Here is a 19,996-nt window from a genome sequence, read left to right on the forward strand (position 1 = left end):
TAGGGGTGAATAGATGGAAAGATTCTCAGGTATGGGAAGATTTTATAAATATTATTTTTTATTGCTAATTGTTCATTGATTAGCAATCTTGCCATTAGCTATCCCAAATTAGTTGCAGATGAATTGAGAAGTGGGATACATCTGTAAGGACATGGCAGTCAAAAAGTCCCTACCGAACGTTAGAGCTGCACTATATTCCACCCAACTGACAAACGCTATAAATTTCTCAAGCAAGCGATCGCTTCGCTGAGTGCAATACTCATGATTGTTAACCTCTCCCAAACGAAAAACTTCTCCCGTTGAGTTACAGGAGAAGCTTTTCAGAAGACTTGAGTGTTGACAGACTTTAGGCTTGAACCATGCCACCAGCAGCTTGAAAACGAGCGCGGGCGCGTCTGAGGGCTTGAGTTGCCTGAATTTGCTCTTGACGGGAACCACCACCCTCAACCTGATTAAGCCTCGCCTCAGCTTCGGTATAAGCAGCACGGGCTTGTTCCCGATCGATTTTGTCGCCGCGCTCGGCACCGTTAACCAGAATGGTTACTTCATTCTCATCCACTTCTGCAAAGCCACCCATGAGGGCGATGGGCACCCAATCTTTACCAGAACGGACACGCATGACACCGATATCCAGGGCTGTCAATAAAGGAGCATGACCGCTGAGGATACCGAGTTGACCTGTAGTGCTAGGCAGAATTACTTCTTCAGCACTAGAATCCCAGACAGTTCTGTCGGGAGAAACAACGCGAACAGTTAAAGCCATAATTTGTGAGTTGTCAGTTGTTAGTTGGTCATTGGTCATTGGTCATTAGTCATTAGCCAGTGAAAAAAGGCTAATGACTAATGGCAAATGCCTATGGACTAGCTTTTGATTTTTTCAGCTTTAGCGATCGCTTCCTCAATATTGCCGACCATGTAGAAAGCCTGCTCTGGCAATGAATCCAGCTCTCCAGACAGAATCTTCTTGAAACCGTTGATTGTTTCTTGCAGATTCACGTATTTCCCTGGAGATCCGGTGAAGACTTCTGCCACGAAGAACGGCTGAGACAAGAAACGCTCAATCTTACGCGCACGAGCCACCGTTAAGCGGTCATCTTCAGACAATTCATCCAGACCCAGAATGGCGATGATGTCTTGCAGCTCTTTGTAGCGCTGTAGCGTTGCCTGAACTTCACGAGCAATCGCGTAGTGTTCCTCACCAACAACACTGGGTTGCAACATGGTGGAAGTGGAATCTAGCGGGTCAACAGCGGGATAAATTCCCTTCGCTGCTAAGCCACGAGACAACACAGTGGTTCCGTCCAAGTGAGCAAAGGTGGTTGCTGGCGCGGGGTCGGTCAAGTCGTCGGCTGGTACGTAGACGGCCTGAATTGAGGTAATCGAACCTTCGGTGGTGGAGGTGATTCGCTCTTGCAGGTCGCCCATATCTGTTGCCAGAGTCGGCTGATATCCCACAGCAGAAGGCATCCGTCCCAGTAGCGCTGATACTTCCGAACCCGCTTGCACAAACCGGAAGATGTTGTCGATAAACAGCAGCACGTCTTGCTTACTGACATCGCGGAAATACTCAGCCATTGTCAGTGCGGCTAAGCCTACGCGCATTCTCGCTCCGGGTGGCTCGTTCATCTGACCGTAGACCAGGGCGATTTTCGATTCGCTGAGGTTATCTTCTTTGATAACCCCAGATTCTTTCATTTCGTTATAGAGGTCATTTCCCTCGCGGGTACGCTCTCCCACACCGCCGAACACAGACACACCACCGTGATTGATCGCGATGTTGTTGATCAGTTCCATCATAATGACGGTTTTACCAACACCAGCACCGCCGAATAAACCAATCTTGCCACCACGGCGATAAGGAGCCAGCAGGTCTAACACCTTGATTCCGGTTTCAAACACCGATGGCTTCGTTTCCAAGTCAGTGAACTTGGGAGCCGGACGGTGGATGGGGAAGGTTTCTTCAGTATTGACTGGCCCTTTATTGTCTACGGGTTCGCCAAGAACGTTGAAAATCCGACCCAGAGTGGCAGGGCCAACGGGTACGGTAATGGCAGCGCCGGTGTCTACTACTTCCATGCCGCGCACCAAACCATCGGTGGAACTCATGGAAACAGCACGCACTTGGTTGTCACCCAAAAGTTGCTGCACTTCGCAGGTTACGGACACGTCCTGTCCGGCTTCGTTTTTGCCTTCAACTTTTAAGGCATTGTAAATCTGCGGCATTTTGCCGCTGGGAAACTCCGCATCGATAACGGGACCGATGATTTGGGTAATACGCCCTACGTTTGTCTTGTCTGTGGTGGCTACCATGCTTGTGCCTATGTTGTGAATCTATCTGTATAGATACGGGAAAACAGTCTTAACATTTAGCAATGCCATTTTCCAGAGTACCACTGAAAGGATGCCGAATCTGTCTGGCGGCTTGAGTTGATCCCCATATAGGAATATAGGATGCGATCGCGCTCATGCGAAGCGAGGCGTTAGCCTAGCGCAGAAAAAGTCAGTTTGCTCTTTTATGTCCTGAATCGAGACAGTGCCTTATCATCTTTGGGTTTCTGCTAGTGGCGGAGATTGCTCTAATTGTTGAATCAGTAACCAGATGACGGCACCAAGAGCCAGTTAGTAGCCATAAAAAAATGGCTGTGCCTCCTGAAAGACACAGCACTATCAAAAATTATGCTTCGGATCTAAGGTCTTACTCTTGTGCCTGAGATAGGCAAACCACCTAAACTATCTTTGCCATCCCAGCCAAATTAAGCTTTTAGTGCTTTTTGCTTGTGGCGACGGCTCATCAAAGTCATACCACCGACACTCAGCAAGCCGAGCATTAAGCTGGGTTCCGGAACATCCTTCGGAGGCGCTACGACTCCCACAGACTTACCTTTAATGAACACAGCGGAATCGAATGAAGTATCTCCTACATCCTTAATCTTGATGCTAAGAGTGTTCTTGGCGTTTTTGTTGAGCAAACCTTCAAACGTCAAGGTTTTGGTGTAACCATCTAACTCAGTACCAAGACTCCCTAGGGGATTGTTAATGTAGTCGGCATGATAAGGACCAGCCGCATTGGGAACAAGGTTGTTAATCGTGACGGTTTTGCCATCGGTCAACTTCGCTAGGTTGACGCCATTGAGCAACAGTTCAAAAGAGTCGTTGTATGCAGAACCACCCCACTCTACGAACTCTTCCGAGCCGAAGACATATTGGAAGAACAGCTTCTCTACTGAAGCGCCTGCATCAAAGCTAATATCGAGCTGAGCCAACGTTCCAGAACCTGAAGTACCTTCAGAATCATTAGGACCCACTACATCGGTGACATTCCCGGTACTCAAGACGATGCCATCTTTCAAACCGAAGGGGTCGTCACTGAAAAGACCAAAAGCATCAGCATTGCCTGTGGCATTGACCGAAAAGTTACTCAATCCAGTCGTATCGCCCAACAGAGCATTCAGCAAAGCATTCGTATTGTTGTTTGGAGTTACTGTGAATGCCATTGCTGAATTCCCAAACATCGTCAGGGCAGCAGTAACACCAATAGCGGCTGAAGCAGAGATTTTACTAATAAGATTCATGGTTCGTCTCATACAAGATAGATGCTGACAGTGAAAATACCCAGGCGTTCGCAGCTTTTTTATAAACAGAAGCTGTAACTACTTAGAAAGTTTGTTCCTTAGGCTTACTTTTACTACAGGTACAAGTATGCGTATTTCGTAAAAGCTACTGATTAATTTTGATAATTCTTCAGCACTTATACAAATGTATATTCGACCCAAAATGTCAATAAGTGAATCTTATAAAGTTGGAGAAAGACGAACTGTAGAAATTACTTAGGCTTTAATGTTGTTTTTGCTTACCAGCTATCAAGGCATGAAAGCCTCTCCAGGTAAGGTGTCTGCTCATCAATGTTTATCCGCAGCTTTACAGAAAACTTACAATTATAAAATAACTTACAAGGGAAGAATAGTTGCGGAATTTCTTATCCAATAAAGCTTTAATAGTAATTTGCTGCTGAAAAATAAATGAAGATTCTATGAAGCTCTAAGTTGACAAGTACGTAAATTTACTTAAGAAGTATTACGTAGAACAGGTTTTTATTGGCTGCAATCTGCCTGCAAGAGCTTGGCTTCATCGTCGGGCGATCGCTTGTAAGGCCTTCTTAGGCAAGACGCACTATGATCGCGCTAGTGGATGAGCAAGACGCGATAGCGAAGCGCTGACTTGTCAGTTCGCACCTTTATGTGAGGCAAGTGAATTCAGAGCGATCGCTCTCTTGTATACTCAATCGAGAGAGAATGCCGTCTCACCTTTGGGTTTCTGCCAGCAGCGGAGATTGCCCTCATCGTTGAATCAGTAACGAGATCACAGCAGCAAGAGCAAGTTAGTAGCCATAAAAAAAATCGCTGTGCCTTCTGTAAAGACACAGCTTTGTCAAAATTATGCGTTCTGAGTCCAAGATCAGACTCTTGCGCCTAAGATAGGCAAACCACCTAAACTATCTTTGCCATCCTGCCGGATTAAGCTTTTAGTGCTTTTTGCTTGTTGCGACGGCTGATCAAGGTCATACCACCAACACTCAGCAAACCAAGCATCAAGCTGGGTTCAGGAACATCCTTCGGAGGCTCTACGACTCCCACAGACTTCCCTTTGATGAATACAGCCGAATCTAATTGACTATCAGTTACATCCTTAATCCTGATGCTGAGAGTGTTCTTGGCATTTTTGTTCAGCAAACCCTCGAAAGCCAAGGTTTTGGTGTAGCCATCTAACTCAGTGCCAGGACTCCCTTCTGGATTGTCAATGTAGTCGGCGTGATAAGGGCTGTTGAGATTGGGAACAAGGTTGTTAATCGTGACGGTTTTGCCATCGGTCAACTTAGCTAGGTTGACACCATTAAGCAACAGTTCAAAAGAGTCATTGTACCCGGTACCAGCGTACTCTAGGAACTCTTCCGAGCCGAAGACATACTCGAAGAACAGCTTATCTACGGTAGCGTCAGCGTCAAAGCTAATATCGAGCTGAGCCAAATCAAAGGAACCCTCCGTATCACCTGGTGTTCCGAAACTTGTACCATTGCCTGGAGCATTATTAGGACCCACTACATTGGTGACATTCCCGGTACTCAAGATGATGCCATCTTTCAAACCGAAGGGGTCGTCACTGAAAAGACCAAAAGCAGTAGCATTGCCTGTGGCATTGACAGAAAAGTTACTCAATCCAGTCGTGTCGCCCAACAAGGCTTGCAGCAAAGCATTCGTATTGTTGTTTGGAGTTACTGTGAACGCCATTGCTGAATTCCCAAACATCGTCAGGGCAGCAGTAACACCAATAGCGGCTGAAGCAGAGATTTTAGCAAAAAGATTCATAGTCGGTCTCATACAAGATAGATGCTGGCAGTGAAAATGCCTAGGTGTTCGCAGCTTTTTTATAAACAGAAGCTGTAACTACTTAGAAAGTTCGTTTCTTAGGCTTACTTTGAATACAGGTAAAAGTATGCGTATTTCGGAAGGGCTAGCATTAATTTTGATAATTCTTCAGCCCTTATACAGGTGTATATTTAACTCAAAATGTCAATAAGTGAATCCTGTAAAGTTAGAAAAAAACGATTTGTAGAAATTACTTAGGTTTTAATGTTGTTTCTACTTATCAGTCATCAAGTCGTGAAACTCTTTCCAGGTATAGTGTTTATTCATCAAGATTTATCCGTAGCTTTACAGAAAGTTTATAATAATAAAATAAGTTATAAAGGAAGAATAGTTGCGGAATTTCTTATCCAATAAAGCTTTAATAGTAATTTGCTGCTCAAAAATAAATGAAGATTCTATGAAGCTCTAAGTTGACAGCTACGTAAATTTACTTAAATAGGATTACGTAGTAACAAGTTTTTATTGTCCACAATGTGCCTGCAAGACTTTGCTTCATCGTTGGGCGATCGCTTGTAAGGCATTCTTAGGCAGGACACGATAGCGAAGCGCTGACTTGTCAGTTCGCACCTTTATGTGAGGCAAGTGAATTCTGAGCGATCGCTCTCTTGTATACTCAACCGAGAGACAATGCCGTATCACCTTTGGGTTCCTGCCAGCAGCGGAGATCGCCCTCATCGTTGAATCAGTAATGAGATGACGGCATCAAGAGCAAGTGAGTAGCCATAAAAAAAGCTGTGCTTCCTAAAAGACACAGCTAGCTAGCAGTCAAAATTGGGTTTTGGGTTAAACGTCGTACTCTTATGCCTAAGATAGGCACTCAACCACCTAAACTATCTTTGCCATCCCAGCCGGATTAAGTTTTTAGTGCTTTTTGCTTGTTTCGACGATTGCCAGGAATTTGTCCGGAATACATTCGCTTTATCTTCGGGCGATCGCATTCTGGGCATCTTAAGCAATACGCACTGCAATCTGCTCATTCACCAGCGCGATAGCGTACAGCCCTTTGGGCATGAAAACAGCGAAGCGAGGCGTTAGCCTAGCGCTGAAAGAGTCAGTTCGCATCTAGAGAAAACCTCGCCTAAATCATTCCGCAAAAAAACTGCCATGCCTTCTTTATAGAAGGCATGGCAGTCATGCAGTTAAACTGGCGCGAGACGGATTGGCTGTTATCTTAAGCTTTGCCTTGCTGTTTGCGCTTGATCTGTGAAGTTGCGCCTAAAGCGCCCACTGCTAGCAAACCTAGGACTGAAGCCGGTTCGGGGACTGACGTAGCCGCTTGCCCGAAAGTGAAGTTATCGAGACTTACGCTGGAATTGAAGCCAGTTTGGGAGTAGGAGTAGGTGTCGTTGCTGTCAATCACGCCGTCGTAGTTGATGTCATAGTCGTAGGAGTAGTTGTAGGAGTAGTCGTAGGGAGTTCCCAGCAACTTGATTGAACTGATTGCCGTATCAGATGTGAATCCAACAAAATTAATTGAGGGATTGAAATCAAATATTTGGTCATCGATACTCATCTTAAAGGCAGAACCCCACCCTAAGTTTTTGAAATCGAATGCGATCGCTGTCGTATCAGAGGGGAGAAGAATGTTGAGGAGGTTGCTATAAGAATAGGAGTAGGAATAGTCACCGTATGAGTATGACTCCGAGGAGGTATAGCCACCGCTAAATAGTGCATCACCTGAACCCAAGGTATAGTAGGAGCCATAGTAGCTGGAATCCCCGTAAACAGACTTGTAAGAACCTGTGAACTGGACACCTTTCTCCGTAATGCTTTCGTGGTATGTCCCCGATCCCCACCCCCAGGTATCGCCTGTGTACAAACCTTCAAAGTCAATATTCTGGAGATTTTTTGATCCAGCATTGAAGGCGGCACGATCCGAGTAGAAGGTTAAAGCTTGGGCTGGAGCAACCGCGGCGATTGCTGCGAGGGCTGCGGTTGCTACTATGACAGCATGAGGAATAAATTTCTTAACCAGGGTAGAAATAGCCATTAAACTTTTGACTCCAAAAAGGTGAATGTTGCGGTCTGAATACCCAGCCAGTGCGATCGCATGAAATCTGAAGGGTAATGCGATGAATACCCCAAAGTGCGATTGCGAAAGCTCTTATAGATCGATAGAAATTCTTAGAATGCCCTGCTTATGAATTCGTCTCGCCAACTGGCGATCGCTTTCAATTGAGTCGTGGATAGTGATGGTAGTATCCCGAAGCGCGATCGCCAGAACCCTGCCTTCATCTAGAAATAGTCTGGCACACCTTTCCTAACAACTACAGTGCTTTTCCCGAATCTTCACCAGAAATATATATCTTTAGATAGATAAACTTTGACTGAATACCAGCGCAAATATGCAAGCTTGGCAGACTGCATAAGGTTTTTAGCTGTACTAAAACGTAGAAAAAGATGCTGAGGCTGTGTGAAGCTTAGAAAGGGTTTTGTGTTGGAGAGCGCAAGTTACTGAAGATAGTGTACGCGAGAGCGTTGCGCTGAAAGAGTCAGTTCGCACCTAGTTCATACACGCACAAGAAGCGATCGCTCTGGTAGAGACACTCGAATTCAACATCCCTTCTCAAAAAAACTGCCGTGCCTCCGGATGGAAGACACAGCAGTTCTCAATATTGGTTTTAGATTCACTTGGGCCTGTTTTCCTAAACTTTGTTTTACTGTTGTTTCCGCAATAGCCACGAAATGGAACCTAACGCACCAAACGCTAACAGACCCAATCCAAAAGAGGATTCAGGAACAGTAGCAACTGTACGGGATGCCAGACGGAACTCAGCCATGCCAAATCCATGAGCAGCACCGTTTGAGAGATCAGTAATTTTGATGGTGGAAAGGAAATCTCCCTCAGTGGCGTAGAACCCAAAATACTTAGCACCTGACAAACCACTGACTTTCTGCAACAGGGTGGTCGAGGTACCATTCATACCCGTTACTGCGATGTCGAATAAGCCAAAGAGGTTTGGCTCTACATATAAATCAAATGCACTAATACCAGCAGGCAATGTAATCGTCGTGGTTAAGACATTCCAGCCGCTAAAATATACCTCCCCGGTGTAGCCATGACTCCAGGTTGTCCAACCGGAATTAATATTTATTTTCTGAACCTGGGGGCTGAAGGTCAAATTGCCCAACGGCGACGAGAGAGTCGAGAGAATCGAAAACTCTGGTAGGGAACTATTTTCTACCTGAACCATATTGAAACCCAGCTTAGATAGGGCATTTGACCCTGTTGCCCATGACGCTGAATCATCCACTGCGAGAATTGCCGCTTTGAGGGGGGGTGCATTCGCGCACATCCCTCCCACGGAGAAACAGGCTACTCCAGCAGCAGTCATAGATAGTTTTTTCATAAAACTCAAGGCACTCATAAAACTTTTTTCTAAAAAAGTGAATATTGACTGTATAGGTTGCCCGTTCGGATTGAGGGAATCTTGAGGATTTCGTGGCGATCGCAAGCCCAAGCACCGGCAAGGATGACTAATGAGGATTTCGGTTACTCTCAGATAGAATCAATCGCTACAGAAGAATTTTGAAGGTTTTGTGTCAACCGTTCGTCAAAGCCGCTCTGGATATAACTTTTTACAACTTCGTGCCTATACAGTTAAATGTTGATAACTGTATATTCTCTGACGTGCCAATATCACTGTTGTTTCAATAAAACCTACAAATCTCCTTGTGTCTTTGTATACTTTTAAAAATCAAAATTTTGTTGTACATATTTCTGTGCAAAGTCTGGCATATTTTTTGAATAGATTACCAGTACCTTTCGATAATCTTTATTGAAACAATATATTGAAATCGCTAATTTGAATCAAAATCGGCAGCCGAAATCAGCCCTCAGACTGAATTTATATGACTCGGTTGATGCTAGTTTGTAAAAATTTATACGAAGGGTTCATGAATTTTTAATAAAGGATCGCTATTGAGAATAGGAGTTTAATAGCCTTTCAGCGCGATCGCCCTGCAACTTCACTTTCTAGAGGCGATCGCATCGGGTTTTAGGGATGCAGAACGCTGATTTGGCGCTGATTTGGCGCTTTTTCGGCTCGCGCCGTGCAGATACTCCCCAATCCGCCATAAACTACGCAAAGTCGTTATTGGATATCCCCCACCCCCCCTTAAATAATAGGCTTTGACGCAATTTTCTCCTTTGAAAAAGAGGTTTCGGGAGAGCAGCCAAATCATCGCGGCATAGGCTAACTGCAAAGTAGCTGCTTTGCAGCTAGGGTGTTGGATGTAACGTGAAGTAGCAAATAGTATTGCCCAATACACCTCTCATCTCTGGTAACAATTGCGATGCCTTCCAAGGAAGATCCGGCAATTGCTAATTTTTCCTTGCAGTTAGTTAAGGATGTTTATCCGTAGCTTTCTGTTCCCATTTTCGCTTCAGCATTTCATTGTGATTATTAGCACTAATCACCCATCCCCTGAATGCAGAATCTGGTTCTCCAGACACTTCCTAAACCTGTGGATTCCACGTCATCCCATTTTGAACTTTAGATTTGGGATTATTGATTTGGAAATGCCGCTTGATAGGCAGTTTCAGAGATTCAAACCATACAAGGGTCGCACCAAATATATGACTTTCCCACATGGTTGCTACCTAGCCATTTGAAAAGCTACTGTACGATTTGTAACTGAAATTTTTCCCTTTTTTAGTCCTACATAAACTTATATGGAATTTCCCGTTTATAAATTGGGGAGAAGCAATATGCTCCTAGCATTCGCTTCGCTACGCACCTTTAGGAAGACTCCACCCCAATCTAAAGGGGTCCTGCTTCCCTTTCCCTTTCGCTCACGGTGGTTGAGGGTGTTAAGTTTGCTGTATCCAAATTGGGTTGGAGCCGTTCAGATGCGTAGCGAAGCGGATGCTAGGAGCATATCGCTTTTTGACAAAATTTTTATCTAGATATGAGAAATCAGCAGGTTGGGCTGTGCCAACCTGCCTAATAAAGAAGCTAATTTTTTAGGGATGTTTGCGCTTGCGGATAGCACCCGCACCAACAGCACCAAACGCCAATAGAGCGATCGCACTCGAAGGTTCGGGGACGTGTTCAACCGTCACATCAAAAGAACTGAATGCAAACCCACCATCGCCATCAGAGACTCTCAAGCCAACGGTATAAGTCCCGCTATTGCTAAAAGCCCACTGCCCCGCCGCGCCGGTGAAGTCGTCAAAAAGGCCATCATTATTGATGTCCCAATCAAAGCTGAGCAGATCCAGGATGCCCGGATCGGTTGCGGTAGCAGCAAAATCAAACTTCTGGTTTTCTAAAACCGTAAGCGCCGAAGTGATGCTGGTAATGGTGGGGGCAACGTTCTCAACCGTCACGTTAAAACCACCGTTAGCATACCCGCCATCGCCATCTGAGACTTGCAGCCCGATCGGGTTGAAACCTTCATCGGCAAAGGAAGATTGCCCGTTGGGTCCAGTGAAGTTATCAAACAGACCGTTGTTATCTAAGTCCCAATTGTAGGTGAGAACATCATAGATCCCCGGATCGGTTGCGGTGCCATCAAAATTAAAGCGATCGCCTTCTTTAATGGTTAAATTTGGGGTCAGGCTAGTGATGGTGGGGGCAACATTCAGAACCGTCAGCGTTCGAGTGACGGGCACACTATTCTCACCTCGACTATCCTGTGCTTGCGCCGTTAAGGCAAAACTTCCCTCATCTGCATAAGTCCCTAAGGGTACGGACAATGCACGGACTCCTGAAGTATTTGGATCGCTACCAACGACATTCCCATTTAGCAAGAAGGCGATCGAGTCGGGATCGGGATCGGTCGCATACAGTATCGGCGATACCGATTGACCCTCATAAATTGTGTAATTGTCGAAACTTAGAACCGGCGCGATGTTTGGAGGTGGCGGTGGAGGTGGTGGCGGTGGGGGCGGTGGTGGCGGTGGGGGCGGTGGGGGCGGTGGTGGCGGTGATGGTGGTTCTAAGGGCTTCACTGGATCGGCTGTAGTGCCGCTATCCGTATCGGCGATAAATCGCATTGTCCCGTTAAATCCGCCGTTCCAGGACATCGACAGTGTCCCAAATAAGTCGCCTCTTGAAATGTCAATCGGAACTGAGTAGGCATAGGCAGAGGGAGATTGCCCTGATAGTACCTGGAACTCCCAACCCTCTGCTGACCCAGGCGTATTCTGGGGGCCATCTAAATAAGGATAAGTATCAAAAACGGCATTTCCAGGAATTGCATTGATTAGCAGCGAGGCAATGGGGCTGACGCCGGAGTGGGTCAATCTCCAGCCGTATGCACCATAGGCTGGATCGTAACCGTATGTATTACCCGCTTGGGTGAGAGACCAGCCACTCCCAAATGCTCCTCCCGAAATAGAATCTGTGACCCCCCAAGTTGCCGTTTGGGAAGTTCCATCCAGGAAACCAACTGTAATCTGCATCCCACTCATCATGTTTCCGGTCGTTGCATAACCGGAGAGAGTGGTTGCTAGGGAGGGTGCGGCTGTTCCCAAAGCGATACAGGTGGTCGCGACACCGGCTGATAGATGTTTCCACAAAGAGGTAGTCATTGAACCGGCTCATCCTCAAAAGTAGATATTTTTATGCTGCAACGGGTTTTCTCGATGCCCTAATCAACCGACTCCTGAAAAGCTCTTTTTTTGTGGAAAAAGAGTTTTAAATGCTGGAGTGATTCTCTTTTTATTGTTAAAGGCAACCCATAAATTTCCTATCCACCCACAGCAGTAAAAACAGCCAATCCGTTTAAGTTTGGCTTTAGAGAGAGGATTAAGTTAGATGACAAATTAGACCAATTCGCCCTAAGTTTGCATGAAAACTTAGTTCGCTCTTAGGAGACAGGAGAGCATAAAAGCCTGAGAAAGAAGCCGATTTATTTTGGTTTCAAGAAATAAAAATAGGATTAAAAACTTGGTGAAGGCTTTAATAGGATGAGTGCCGCCCTCCGGCAGATGTCAGGAAGTTCCTATGCAGAGTAGCGAACTGACTCTTTCAGCGCGAGGCTAACGCCTCGCTTCGCTGTTTTCATGCCCAAAGGGCTGTACGCGATCGCTCCTGAATGCGCTCAATGCGCTCAATGCGATCGCTATTATGTATCCCCATCCGCATCTGCTTTGACCCGCCGGATGGGCAAATTGGCAATCAATGCCGTTGCCCGTTGGTTACTTTCTAGAGAAAACTCCAACCCCTCTGCCTCGATTTCGACATAGCGAGAGACGACTTCCAGGATTTCCTTCCGCATTGACTCCACCATCTCTGGTGTTAAATCAGCTCGATCGTGGGCAATGACCAATTGCAGGCGGCGCTTGACTTCCGCGCGGCTGTTGTCAGCACTAATGCGAGGAAAAAGTCGTTCTAAAAGTTCGCTAATCATGGATCGGGCAGATGTGAAGGTTAGATAATCTTAGACCACAATAATTTTCGGATGCGAGAAAAGAAGTTGTCATTCCCAGCATCCAAATTCAGAAACTCAATTGGCTCCCCTTCTAGGCGGCGGGCAATGTTGAAAAATGCCGTTCCCGGTAGGGTGGGATTTTCAGCCAGTACCAGAGGTTCGCCCCGATTGGTGGAGACAATGACCCGCTCATCGTCAGGAATCACACCAATTAAAGGAATGGCGAGAAGTTCCTGCACATCTTCTACCGACATCATGTCATTGGCTTGCACCATTGCCGGTCGAATGCGGTTGACGATCAGGTGGGCACGCTTAATGTTTTGGGCTTCTAGTAAGCCGACAACCCGGTCAGCATCCCGCACCGCGGCAATTTCTGGCGTTGTCACAATCAAGGCTTCCTGGGCGGCAGCGATCGCATTCTTGAAGCCCATCTCAATCCCCGCCGGAGAGTCAATCAAGACATATTCGTACTTCGCAGCTAATTCATTAACCAGCTGTTTCATCTGATCTGGGCTGATTGACTCCTTGGTTCGGGTTTGGGCAGCGGGTAATAATACCAATCCCGGTTGCCGCTTATCTTTCACCAACGCTTGATCTAACCGACATTCGCCTGCCAAGACTTCAACCGCCGTGTAGACAATCCGATTTTCCAGCCCCAGCAGCAAATCCAAATTTCTCAAGCCAAAATCTGCATCGACTAGAGCAACTTGACGCCCCGCCCTAGCTAAAGCCATACCTAAATTTGCCGTTACGGTGGTTTTCCCCACCCCTCCTTTGCCGGAGGAAATCACAATAATGCGACTCATGTTGAAAAGTTCTTAGCTTCGTTTTAGTGCGTGAATGTATAGGGGCGAGTTTAATCGAATTGTCTATTCTCCCACAGCTATGCCTATTAAATTCGCCCTTGAGAGAGTTTTGATTTTGGCGTTTTAAATTAGGTCAATCAATTATTTTTGAGTTTTTTTGTTTTGAGTTCAGTATATACTTACTCCTCAAAAATAATAACGCCTTAACTTAAAACTAGCGCCAAACTGAGGGCAGGCACCAAGTAGACATCGCCCTTACAACCCCTACAGAACTTATCACTCGCCCTAGATTGCCTCTTTAACGTCCAACCCCCATCGATAAAGACTGAGTTTTAGAAAACTCAGTTGTTCTTGCGATCCGAATTCCTTCCGGCGTTACGTAGGCAACTTCCGGATAAAATTGAGCGGGTGGATTTTCCGGTGCCCTCGCCAGATAATCAGCGATTCGCAGTTGGGTGGGTTCCATCTGTAGCGCCATAATTAAACACTCTTGATTGCCCTCGGCACCAGCATGAGCAATCCCGCGCAGACGTCCCCACACTAAGATATCGCCCGATGCGATGATGCTGCCGCCCGGATTCACTTCTCCCAGGATAATGACAGTACCGGGATGACGAATTTCCACTCCCGAACGCACGGTCGTTTGCACATATAGGGGTTCAGCTAATACAGTCGTTGGCGGCGAAGGCGGTTGATTGAGGGGGGAAACCGGAGGTGCCTGTTCCACCGAGTAACCGGCTGCTGCTGCCGCAACAGCAGTTTGACGGCGACTGGTGTAGACACGCTTGAGTTGCAACCGATCTTCGGCAAGGGCATCTGCGATCGCTTGCAGCTGGCGTCCATCTAATAAGCGATCTTTTGCCACCAAATGCACCTCTGTATTCGGCTGCCAGAAGCGTTCACCGGCATTGAGGCGCTGCTTCAGCTGTTGCCAAAGGTCAGACCAGCTAGCCGTGGTGGGTGTCTCCGCTTCCGGGGGCAAAATTAATGTCAGCCACCTCTGGTCGCTTTTGATGCGGACTTGTTCGTGGCAATTTACTTCCCCTGTATTTTCGGGAACAACTGAAACAGCTATCGGAACGGACGAATCAGAAGTCATGGACGAAAAGCCTGACCTGGGTGGATTGACTAATTATCCATGATATAGGCAAGCGGCATCAGGGCAAGGAGACAAGAGGGCAACAGGAGAACTTCTTATCCCTCAACCTTCAACCTTCCTGATGACTAACGATGCTGGCTCAGACGCCGATAAACCGTGGCTAACCCATCGGCATCCCCCACGTTGCCGGGAAACAATACCACGGGCAAATTCGGAAATTGGGGATGATTCTCTGGAGTCCGTACCATCGAACATCCGGCCAAAATTTGACCGAGTAACCGCGCTGAAGTTAATGCCAAACCTGTACTCAACACATCATTAGAAGTAATGCCGCCTTTGCTGATGAGAAACCCAATATTTGCAGGTAAACCCTGTACGATATCCATCAATAAAGCGGAAACATCTTCCCCAAACAGTAACCGCGTTTGCACATCCTTAAAAGTAAGTTCTTTGCGGCTAGTGTAAACTACAGGTGTTTTCCCCGAATTGTACGCTGCGTGAACTTTTTCCAGTGTTTCATTGAGGAGACTTTCTAACGCAGTGACAGAATCATCAAGTAAACGTTCAATCTCTACTCCAATGCCAACCGTACCTGGTTCTTTTAGCAGTTGTTCTAGCTGTTGTGTCGTCTTTTTGACATGAGAACCGACAATCACTGCGCCCGGTTTGCCTTCCCGCACATATTGCGCCATATCTTCTGCGGCTACAGGTTGCGGAGGCAAAGCAGCCAAGGCGGTTAAGATACTGGCAGCACTGCGAAATAGGAAGCGTTTTCCCTGACTGGCTGCTGCTAGAATATCTTCTGCAAAGCGGTTTAAATCTGCTTGAATTTCCCCATCTACGACGCCGCACCGATTGCCACTGAGGTTCATCAGCCGTTCCAAACTTCCAGCCCGAATATCTGCAAGTAAAAAGCGTTCTACTTCGTTAGCTGGAATTCTACCCTTTGTCTTTTCTTCCACATAATCAGGCAAATAACTATGGTGGTAGCCAAAGACTGAATCGCGGGCAAACTCAGTTTCATGAACGGGTGTAGGAACGCCATCAATTATCAAATAATGTACGCTATCGCGGGTCACTCGTCCCCCCTCGAAGAAGGCAGGAACCAGGAAATGAGCATCAAAGGAACCCAATTCTTCGGCAATTACATCCGTTTCGACTGGGTAATGTCCGCGCAGAGTGGAGTCAGAACGACTGACAATTAGAAAATCATGGATGTTTGATTGGGTAATGGCTTGCTTCAAGTTGTGACAAGCTTCTCTAGTAACCTTTGCCGCTTCTTCTGGAGTCAGCGCCCTCGTATTCGTCAGTACAAAGAAAATCGGTGACTCGTCCGCCAACCCCAACCGCAAGGTATCTACATCCCAGCGCGTCAGCAGCAAGCAGCCGTGAACCGTCTGAGAACCAGTAGGGTCATCATCAAGGACAATAATTTTTGGTTTGGTTGTCATGCTAAATCTCTAGCGACTCCTAGCGAGAAAGCGATCGCAGCTATACAGACTAAACCTGCCATCGTTTCCCCTTGAGTAGAGTTTAGGGCAGGTTTTCCATCTAATTGGTTGAGTCCGCGCAGGCGGACTTTGTTTGTGTAGCCGCGAATTCTATTCGCCGGGTCTATTGGTTTTAAGGTTGATTCTGTATTTTCTCATCTCTTCCTGTACGCTGACGCCAATCTGCAACCCCATAAGGCTTACCATGCTTGGTGTCGAGTAACAAATGATTTGTTGCTCCTAACACATTAGTCTCGTCAGTAGAAAAGATTCTGAAAGCTTTGAATACAAAGGTTTTGATCTAATTTCATGAGGTGAAAATGGCTCTACGTTGCAACAAATTGTCTTGGCTTTAGCTCTTTAAATCTAGCCACAACGAGGGTACTTTGGTTCTGTCAACACTCAAAGGCAAGAATTTGCTAAAACGACAAATAATTTGTTACTCGACAACAAACCAGCCATGTAATACCATAATTCCTGGAGCAAAATTAGTCGTAAGAGTTAAATTCAGGAATGTTCTTGTGGCTTGATTTATGTGCCTATGGGAAAATTCACGTTTTGGCTTCATCTCTATGACATCAAACTTTCCAAAAGACTCCAGAGACGAAGACGATATTGAAAAAGAGTTTGAAGCCCTAACGGATGAGGATATTCAAGCAAAACTTGACTCTCTTGTTAGTACACTTATTTTGGTTGAGAAGAGTGCTTCTTCAGAGCTAGTTGATGCATTTCTTAACTCATATAAGGAGTTACTGAAGGAAGGCAGTTACTACTCTCCACAAGTTGCTTTCCCTACTATTTTTGATTTGCTTGTAACAGCAGAATATGCGAAGCGTATGTTAGCTGATGCAGGTTGGACATACTGCCGGGGTAACGAATATCCAGAAGGTTCAGCCCTATATTTCCCTTTTCTGAAAGCCTGCCCACGTTGCAGCGTTCATCAAGGTAAAAGACAACCAGTCAAAAGTAACAAACCAGGATCAGATTCTATAGGTGCGATTGCGGGCAACGCTACCCTATTACTTCTCTGTAAAATTTTAGAGTACACTCGCCCAACTGCACAGATTAGAAAATCAACAGACCGCCGAGGTGATGTTGATTTAGTAATTTCAGATGATGATATTTTTATTCTTGCAGAAATTAAATCTTCACCTCTAGTTGTTTATCCGCTCGAAATCTTACTGACTAGTCCAATGACAGAGGTTAAGAACGGCATTACTCAACAGTTAAGAGATCATTCACCTGCTACTTCACGTGTTGAAAGAGAAGATATTAGCTTATATATTGCACATAAAAATAAAAGAATTCGGCTAGGAACACGTTCTGAAGACAACTGGGCTTACTCGGAGTTGATTAATTATGTCAGTGATAAACGTAATGTTGCCTTCCTAATTGAAGCTTGGAGTGAGCTTCAAGATGTTTATAGGGCAAAAGGACGGGATTCTAATGGAAGAATAGACAATCGAAAGTGGATTACATATGGATGTGGCGGTGGAGTTGATGATTCAAAAAATGCGCCTGGTATTGATCGCACGGATGACATCAAAAAGGGAACCTACCAGGTTTTAAAGCTAGGAGCTTATTACAAAGAAAAAGCACCAGAGAAGAACATTTCTACGATTCTTGTTGCAAATTTCTTTGCTTACCATACAAACACTCGCTATCTTGAAGAAATCCAAGATGTGCTTTGGACTAAGCCAAAGTATGAAATTCATCTCAAAGATACACCTTATGAAACAGAGATGCGAGGCTTTAGAAAAGATGCTGTTTTTAATCTCTATGATGCAATTATATGCTTCACAGAGGCTATTTTCTACAACGAAAAAATTGAAGAAATTTTTAGCTATAAAAAATTCCTGGAAGCGTTCTTGAGATGAATCAGTTAACTAAGTATTATTTCAAACTAAAGCAAAATATTGAACTAGAGGGAGATGTTCTGCTTGCCCGTTTAGAGATTGAAGCTTTGATATCAAACAAAATAGAGGTACTTACTGATCTAGATGAGTTAGCTTTGCAAGAACCTCTCTTAGCTCAACTAGAGGGTATCTCTAACCTCCATTCGCTTAGTCGTGTCAATGGTGCTAAAGGATTTGTAGCTTACGCTCCGATTATAAAAATATCCGAGCTTATTAAGCGATTAAGTTTTGTTCAACGTTTCTACTGTCTAACAGATAATATCTCTAGCGCAAAATCTCACTTGGCTCAGCTTCCAAAGAGTTGCGGAAAAGTGATTAGGCAACATGAGAAGGAAGGTTTTATCATTATTGAAGCTGTGCCACACTTTACAATATTTGAGCTTTCTGAAGCTGCATTAAAAAAGGCTAATAATCCGGAACAAGTAAAAAAAAATTTAGATTTGTTAATTGATGAATTGCTTGGCGGTTCAAGTGTAATAACCTCATATAAAATTGCAAGTGATGCGCTTAAAATCAAAAATTCATCTTCTCTTCTTTCACATGATATTCATTACTACAAAGCCAAGTTTTTTCCAAGAATGGTACGTGCCTTACTTAATATAGGGAGTAATACTGTTGATAGCAAAAATCCGAAAGTCATCGATAATTTTGTGGGAAGTGGAACAGCATTGCTTGAGTCAGCGACACTAGGTTTTGAGAGCGTAGGAACAGATATAGATCCACTGTCTGTTCTTATCTCAAATACAAAAATTAAAGCTTTATATTATCCTAGTGACCTTCTATATGAGGAAGCCAAGCGTATTACAAAGACTATTGAAATAAAGCCTCAACAGCAAAAAACATTCTTGAGCGAGAAAGAATTATTTCCAGAATGGCTGCTTAAAAATCGTAAGATGACAGCAGTTGTAGCAAAAGAAATTGCTACGGAAATAAATCATTTGAGAGCATGTTTAGAAACAGCCGCACCCCAATTCCAGGAGCTTTTACAAGTGCTTGTATCTGATGCTATTGCACGAAAAGTAAAAATGCGGATTCTTGGGACGGGAAGCGGTAGATTTTCGTTGAGTTTTGCTAAAACTCCTCTAAGTAGAACATTCACTAAGTCGCTACAGAGTTATGTGAAGGTCGCAGCCGTTGGTGAATGGTTACGGGAAACCCTTGGAATAGATTTTGCTCCAGCTAAGGCAGTAATAGGGGATGCTAGATTTTTGCCTGAAGATTTAGGAACATTCGATTTACTTATTACATCTCCTCCATACTTGCCAGCATCTAGTGGCCGAGAAAGCTACGCAAAAGCTAGAGCAATATCTTTAAGGTCTCTCAAGATAGCAGAACTCGAAATGGTTGATGATTTGATAGATAACGCTGTCGGTGGGATGAGCGAACAGAAAATAGATTTAACACAACTTAGTAATCAAGAAAGGGAAGTCGTTGATTGGCTTGCAGCCGATGCTTTACGCTATGTGAAGGCACAACCTACAGCCAAATATTTCCTGGATATGAGACAGGCTTTTAAAGAAATGTTTAGTGTACTTAACAGCGGAGCGTTTGCTGCAATAGTAAGTGGGAAACAGAATACCTTCTATGAGTTTTCAACGCGCAAGGTACTTTATACTGTTCCCACGGCTGAACTGTTAGCTGAAGAGGCAATGCATGTGGGTTTTTCTGTTGAACAACTTCTGGACATTCAATTAAAAAAGGCAAATAGGAACGCAAGACCACGGTCACTTGATGACTATTACGAGACTGTGATTATTCTTCGTAAACCATAGGGATGATTGCGTTAGATTACCAGATAGGGTCGAACAAATTATTTGTTGCTTTTAACACATTAATGTCGCCAGTAAAAAAGATTTTGAAAGTTTTGTCTATAGAGGTTTTG

The 19,996-nt window shown here is 45.0% G+C and carries 15 protein-coding genes; 2 read left to right on the top strand and 13 right to left on the bottom strand.

The annotated features are described in order from the left end of the window. Nucleotides 1-346: 346 nt before the first annotated feature. From atpC to NC994_RS07515, 13 genes are all read right to left on the bottom strand, one after another. A complete protein-coding gene (atpC, locus tag NC994_RS07455) occupies nucleotides 347-763 on the bottom strand; it encodes an ATP synthase F1 subunit epsilon (RefSeq protein ID WP_190428339.1) in 417 nt (138 codons plus the stop codon). A gap of 98 nt (nucleotides 764-861) precedes the next feature. Next, the gene (atpD, locus tag NC994_RS07460) at nucleotides 862-2,310 is read right to left on the bottom strand and encodes a F0F1 ATP synthase subunit beta (protein WP_190411654.1); all 1,449 of its coding nucleotides are present in this window, start codon (nucleotides 2,308-2,310) and stop codon (nucleotides 862-864) included. 443 nt (nucleotides 2,311-2,753) lie between these two features. After that, nucleotides 2,754-3,572 carry a choice-of-anchor L domain-containing protein gene (locus tag NC994_RS07465; RefSeq protein ID WP_190432425.1) on the bottom strand — a complete coding sequence of 273 codons (819 nt, stop codon included), beginning with the start codon at nucleotides 3,570-3,572 and terminating at the stop codon, nucleotides 2,754-2,756. Between the two features lie 942 nt (nucleotides 3,573-4,514). Next, entirely contained in the window at nucleotides 4,515-5,363 is an 849-nt protein-coding gene (locus NC994_RS07470) for a choice-of-anchor L domain-containing protein (protein WP_190411652.1), read from the bottom strand. Between the two features lie 552 nt (nucleotides 5,364-5,915). Continuing rightward, nucleotides 5,916-6,098, bottom strand: coding sequence for a hypothetical protein (locus NC994_RS07475; RefSeq protein ID WP_190432427.1), 183 nt, complete (start codon nucleotides 6,096-6,098; stop codon nucleotides 5,916-5,918). A 496-nt stretch (nucleotides 6,099-6,594) separates the two neighbouring features. Next, the gene (locus NC994_RS07480; protein ID WP_199299432.1) at nucleotides 6,595-7,413 is read right to left on the bottom strand and encodes a PEP-CTERM sorting domain-containing protein; all 819 of its coding nucleotides are present in this window, start codon (nucleotides 7,411-7,413) and stop codon (nucleotides 6,595-6,597) included. A 667-nt stretch (nucleotides 7,414-8,080) separates the two neighbouring features. Then, on the bottom strand, nucleotides 8,081-8,773 hold the full coding sequence (locus NC994_RS07485; protein ID WP_199299433.1) for a hypothetical protein: 693 nt from the start codon (nucleotides 8,771-8,773) through the stop codon (nucleotides 8,081-8,083). Nucleotides 8,774-9,392: 619 nt separating this feature from the next. Then, nucleotides 9,393-9,695 carry a hypothetical protein gene (locus tag NC994_RS07490; protein ID WP_190690037.1) on the bottom strand — a complete coding sequence of 101 codons (303 nt, stop codon included), beginning with the start codon at nucleotides 9,693-9,695 and terminating at the stop codon, nucleotides 9,393-9,395. A gap of 694 nt (nucleotides 9,696-10,389) precedes the next feature. Beyond that, on the bottom strand, nucleotides 10,390-11,961 hold the full coding sequence (locus NC994_RS07495; protein ID WP_190432432.1) for a PKD domain-containing protein: 1,572 nt from the start codon (nucleotides 11,959-11,961) through the stop codon (nucleotides 10,390-10,392). Between the two features lie 536 nt (nucleotides 11,962-12,497). Further along, complete coding sequence (gene minE / locus NC994_RS07500; RefSeq protein WP_190432435.1) at nucleotides 12,498-12,782, bottom strand: cell division topological specificity factor MinE; 285 nt, start codon at nucleotides 12,780-12,782, stop codon at nucleotides 12,498-12,500. A 20-nt stretch (nucleotides 12,783-12,802) separates the two neighbouring features. After that, nucleotides 12,803-13,609, bottom strand: a complete 807-nt coding sequence (gene minD, locus NC994_RS07505) for a septum site-determining protein MinD (RefSeq protein ID WP_190411646.1) — start codon at nucleotides 13,607-13,609, stop codon at nucleotides 12,803-12,805. A gap of 298 nt (nucleotides 13,610-13,907) precedes the next feature. Continuing rightward, nucleotides 13,908-14,708, bottom strand: a complete 801-nt coding sequence (minC, locus tag NC994_RS07510; protein ID WP_190432437.1) for a septum site-determining protein MinC — start codon at nucleotides 14,706-14,708, stop codon at nucleotides 13,908-13,910. Between the two features lie 125 nt (nucleotides 14,709-14,833). Next, on the bottom strand, nucleotides 14,834-16,159 hold the full coding sequence (locus NC994_RS07515) for a four-carbon acid sugar kinase family protein (protein WP_190432439.1): 1,326 nt from the start codon (nucleotides 16,157-16,159) through the stop codon (nucleotides 14,834-14,836). 611 nt (nucleotides 16,160-16,770) lie between these two features. Here NC994_RS07515 and NC994_RS07520 point away from each other — a divergent pair. Continuing rightward, complete coding sequence (locus NC994_RS07520) at nucleotides 16,771-18,075, top strand: hypothetical protein (RefSeq protein ID WP_190430946.1); 1,305 nt, start codon at nucleotides 16,771-16,773, stop codon at nucleotides 18,073-18,075. Beyond that, nucleotides 18,072-19,886: a hypothetical protein gene (locus NC994_RS07525; protein ID WP_190432440.1), complete on the top strand. Its 1,815-nt coding sequence runs from the start codon at nucleotides 18,072-18,074 to the stop codon at nucleotides 19,884-19,886. Before NC994_RS07520 ends, NC994_RS07525 begins: the two co-directional genes overlap by 4 nt. Nucleotides 19,887-19,996: the final 110 nt, after the last annotated feature.

This window comes from Trichocoleus sp. AS-A1 (assembly GCF_039962015.1).
Classification (GTDB): Bacteria; Cyanobacteriota; Cyanobacteriia; order Cyanobacteriales; family FACHB-T130; genus FACHB-T130.

Coding starts and splice junctions, on each gene's coding strand:
- minE (WP_190432435.1), bottom strand. CDS start 12,782: ATGATTAGCGAACTTTTAGAACGACTTTTTCCTCGCATTAGTGCTGAC.
- NC994_RS07470 (WP_190411652.1), bottom strand. CDS start 5,363: ATGAATCTTTTTGCTAAAATCTCTGCTTCAGCCGCTATTGGTGTTACT.
- NC994_RS07525 (WP_190432440.1), top strand. CDS start 18,072: ATGAATCAGTTAACTAAGTATTATTTCAAACTAAAGCAAAATATTGAA.
- NC994_RS07515 (WP_190432439.1), bottom strand. CDS start 16,159: ATGACAACCAAACCAAAAATTATTGTCCTTGATGATGACCCTACTGGT.
- minD (WP_190411646.1), bottom strand. CDS start 13,609: ATGAGTCGCATTATTGTGATTTCCTCCGGCAAAGGAGGGGTGGGGAAA.
- atpC (WP_190428339.1), bottom strand. CDS start 763: ATGGCTTTAACTGTTCGCGTTGTTTCTCCCGACAGAACTGTCTGGGAT.
- NC994_RS07495 (WP_190432432.1), bottom strand. CDS start 11,961: ATGACTACCTCTTTGTGGAAACATCTATCAGCCGGTGTCGCGACCACC.
- atpD (WP_190411654.1), bottom strand. CDS start 2,310: ATGGTAGCCACCACAGACAAGACAAACGTAGGGCGTATTACCCAAATC.
- NC994_RS07475 (WP_190432427.1), bottom strand. CDS start 6,098: ATGAGGGCGATCTCCGCTGCTGGCAGGAACCCAAAGGTGATACGGCAT.
- NC994_RS07465 (WP_190432425.1), bottom strand. CDS start 3,572: ATGAATCTTATTAGTAAAATCTCTGCTTCAGCCGCTATTGGTGTTACT.
- minC (WP_190432437.1), bottom strand. CDS start 14,708: ATGACTTCTGATTCGTCCGTTCCGATAGCTGTTTCAGTTGTTCCCGAA.
- NC994_RS07520 (WP_190430946.1), top strand. CDS start 16,771: ATGACATCAAACTTTCCAAAAGACTCCAGAGACGAAGACGATATTGAA.
- NC994_RS07480 (WP_199299432.1), bottom strand. CDS start 7,413: ATGGCTATTTCTACCCTGGTTAAGAAATTTATTCCTCATGCTGTCATA.
- NC994_RS07485 (WP_199299433.1), bottom strand. CDS start 8,773: ATGAAAAAACTATCTATGACTGCTGCTGGAGTAGCCTGTTTCTCCGTG.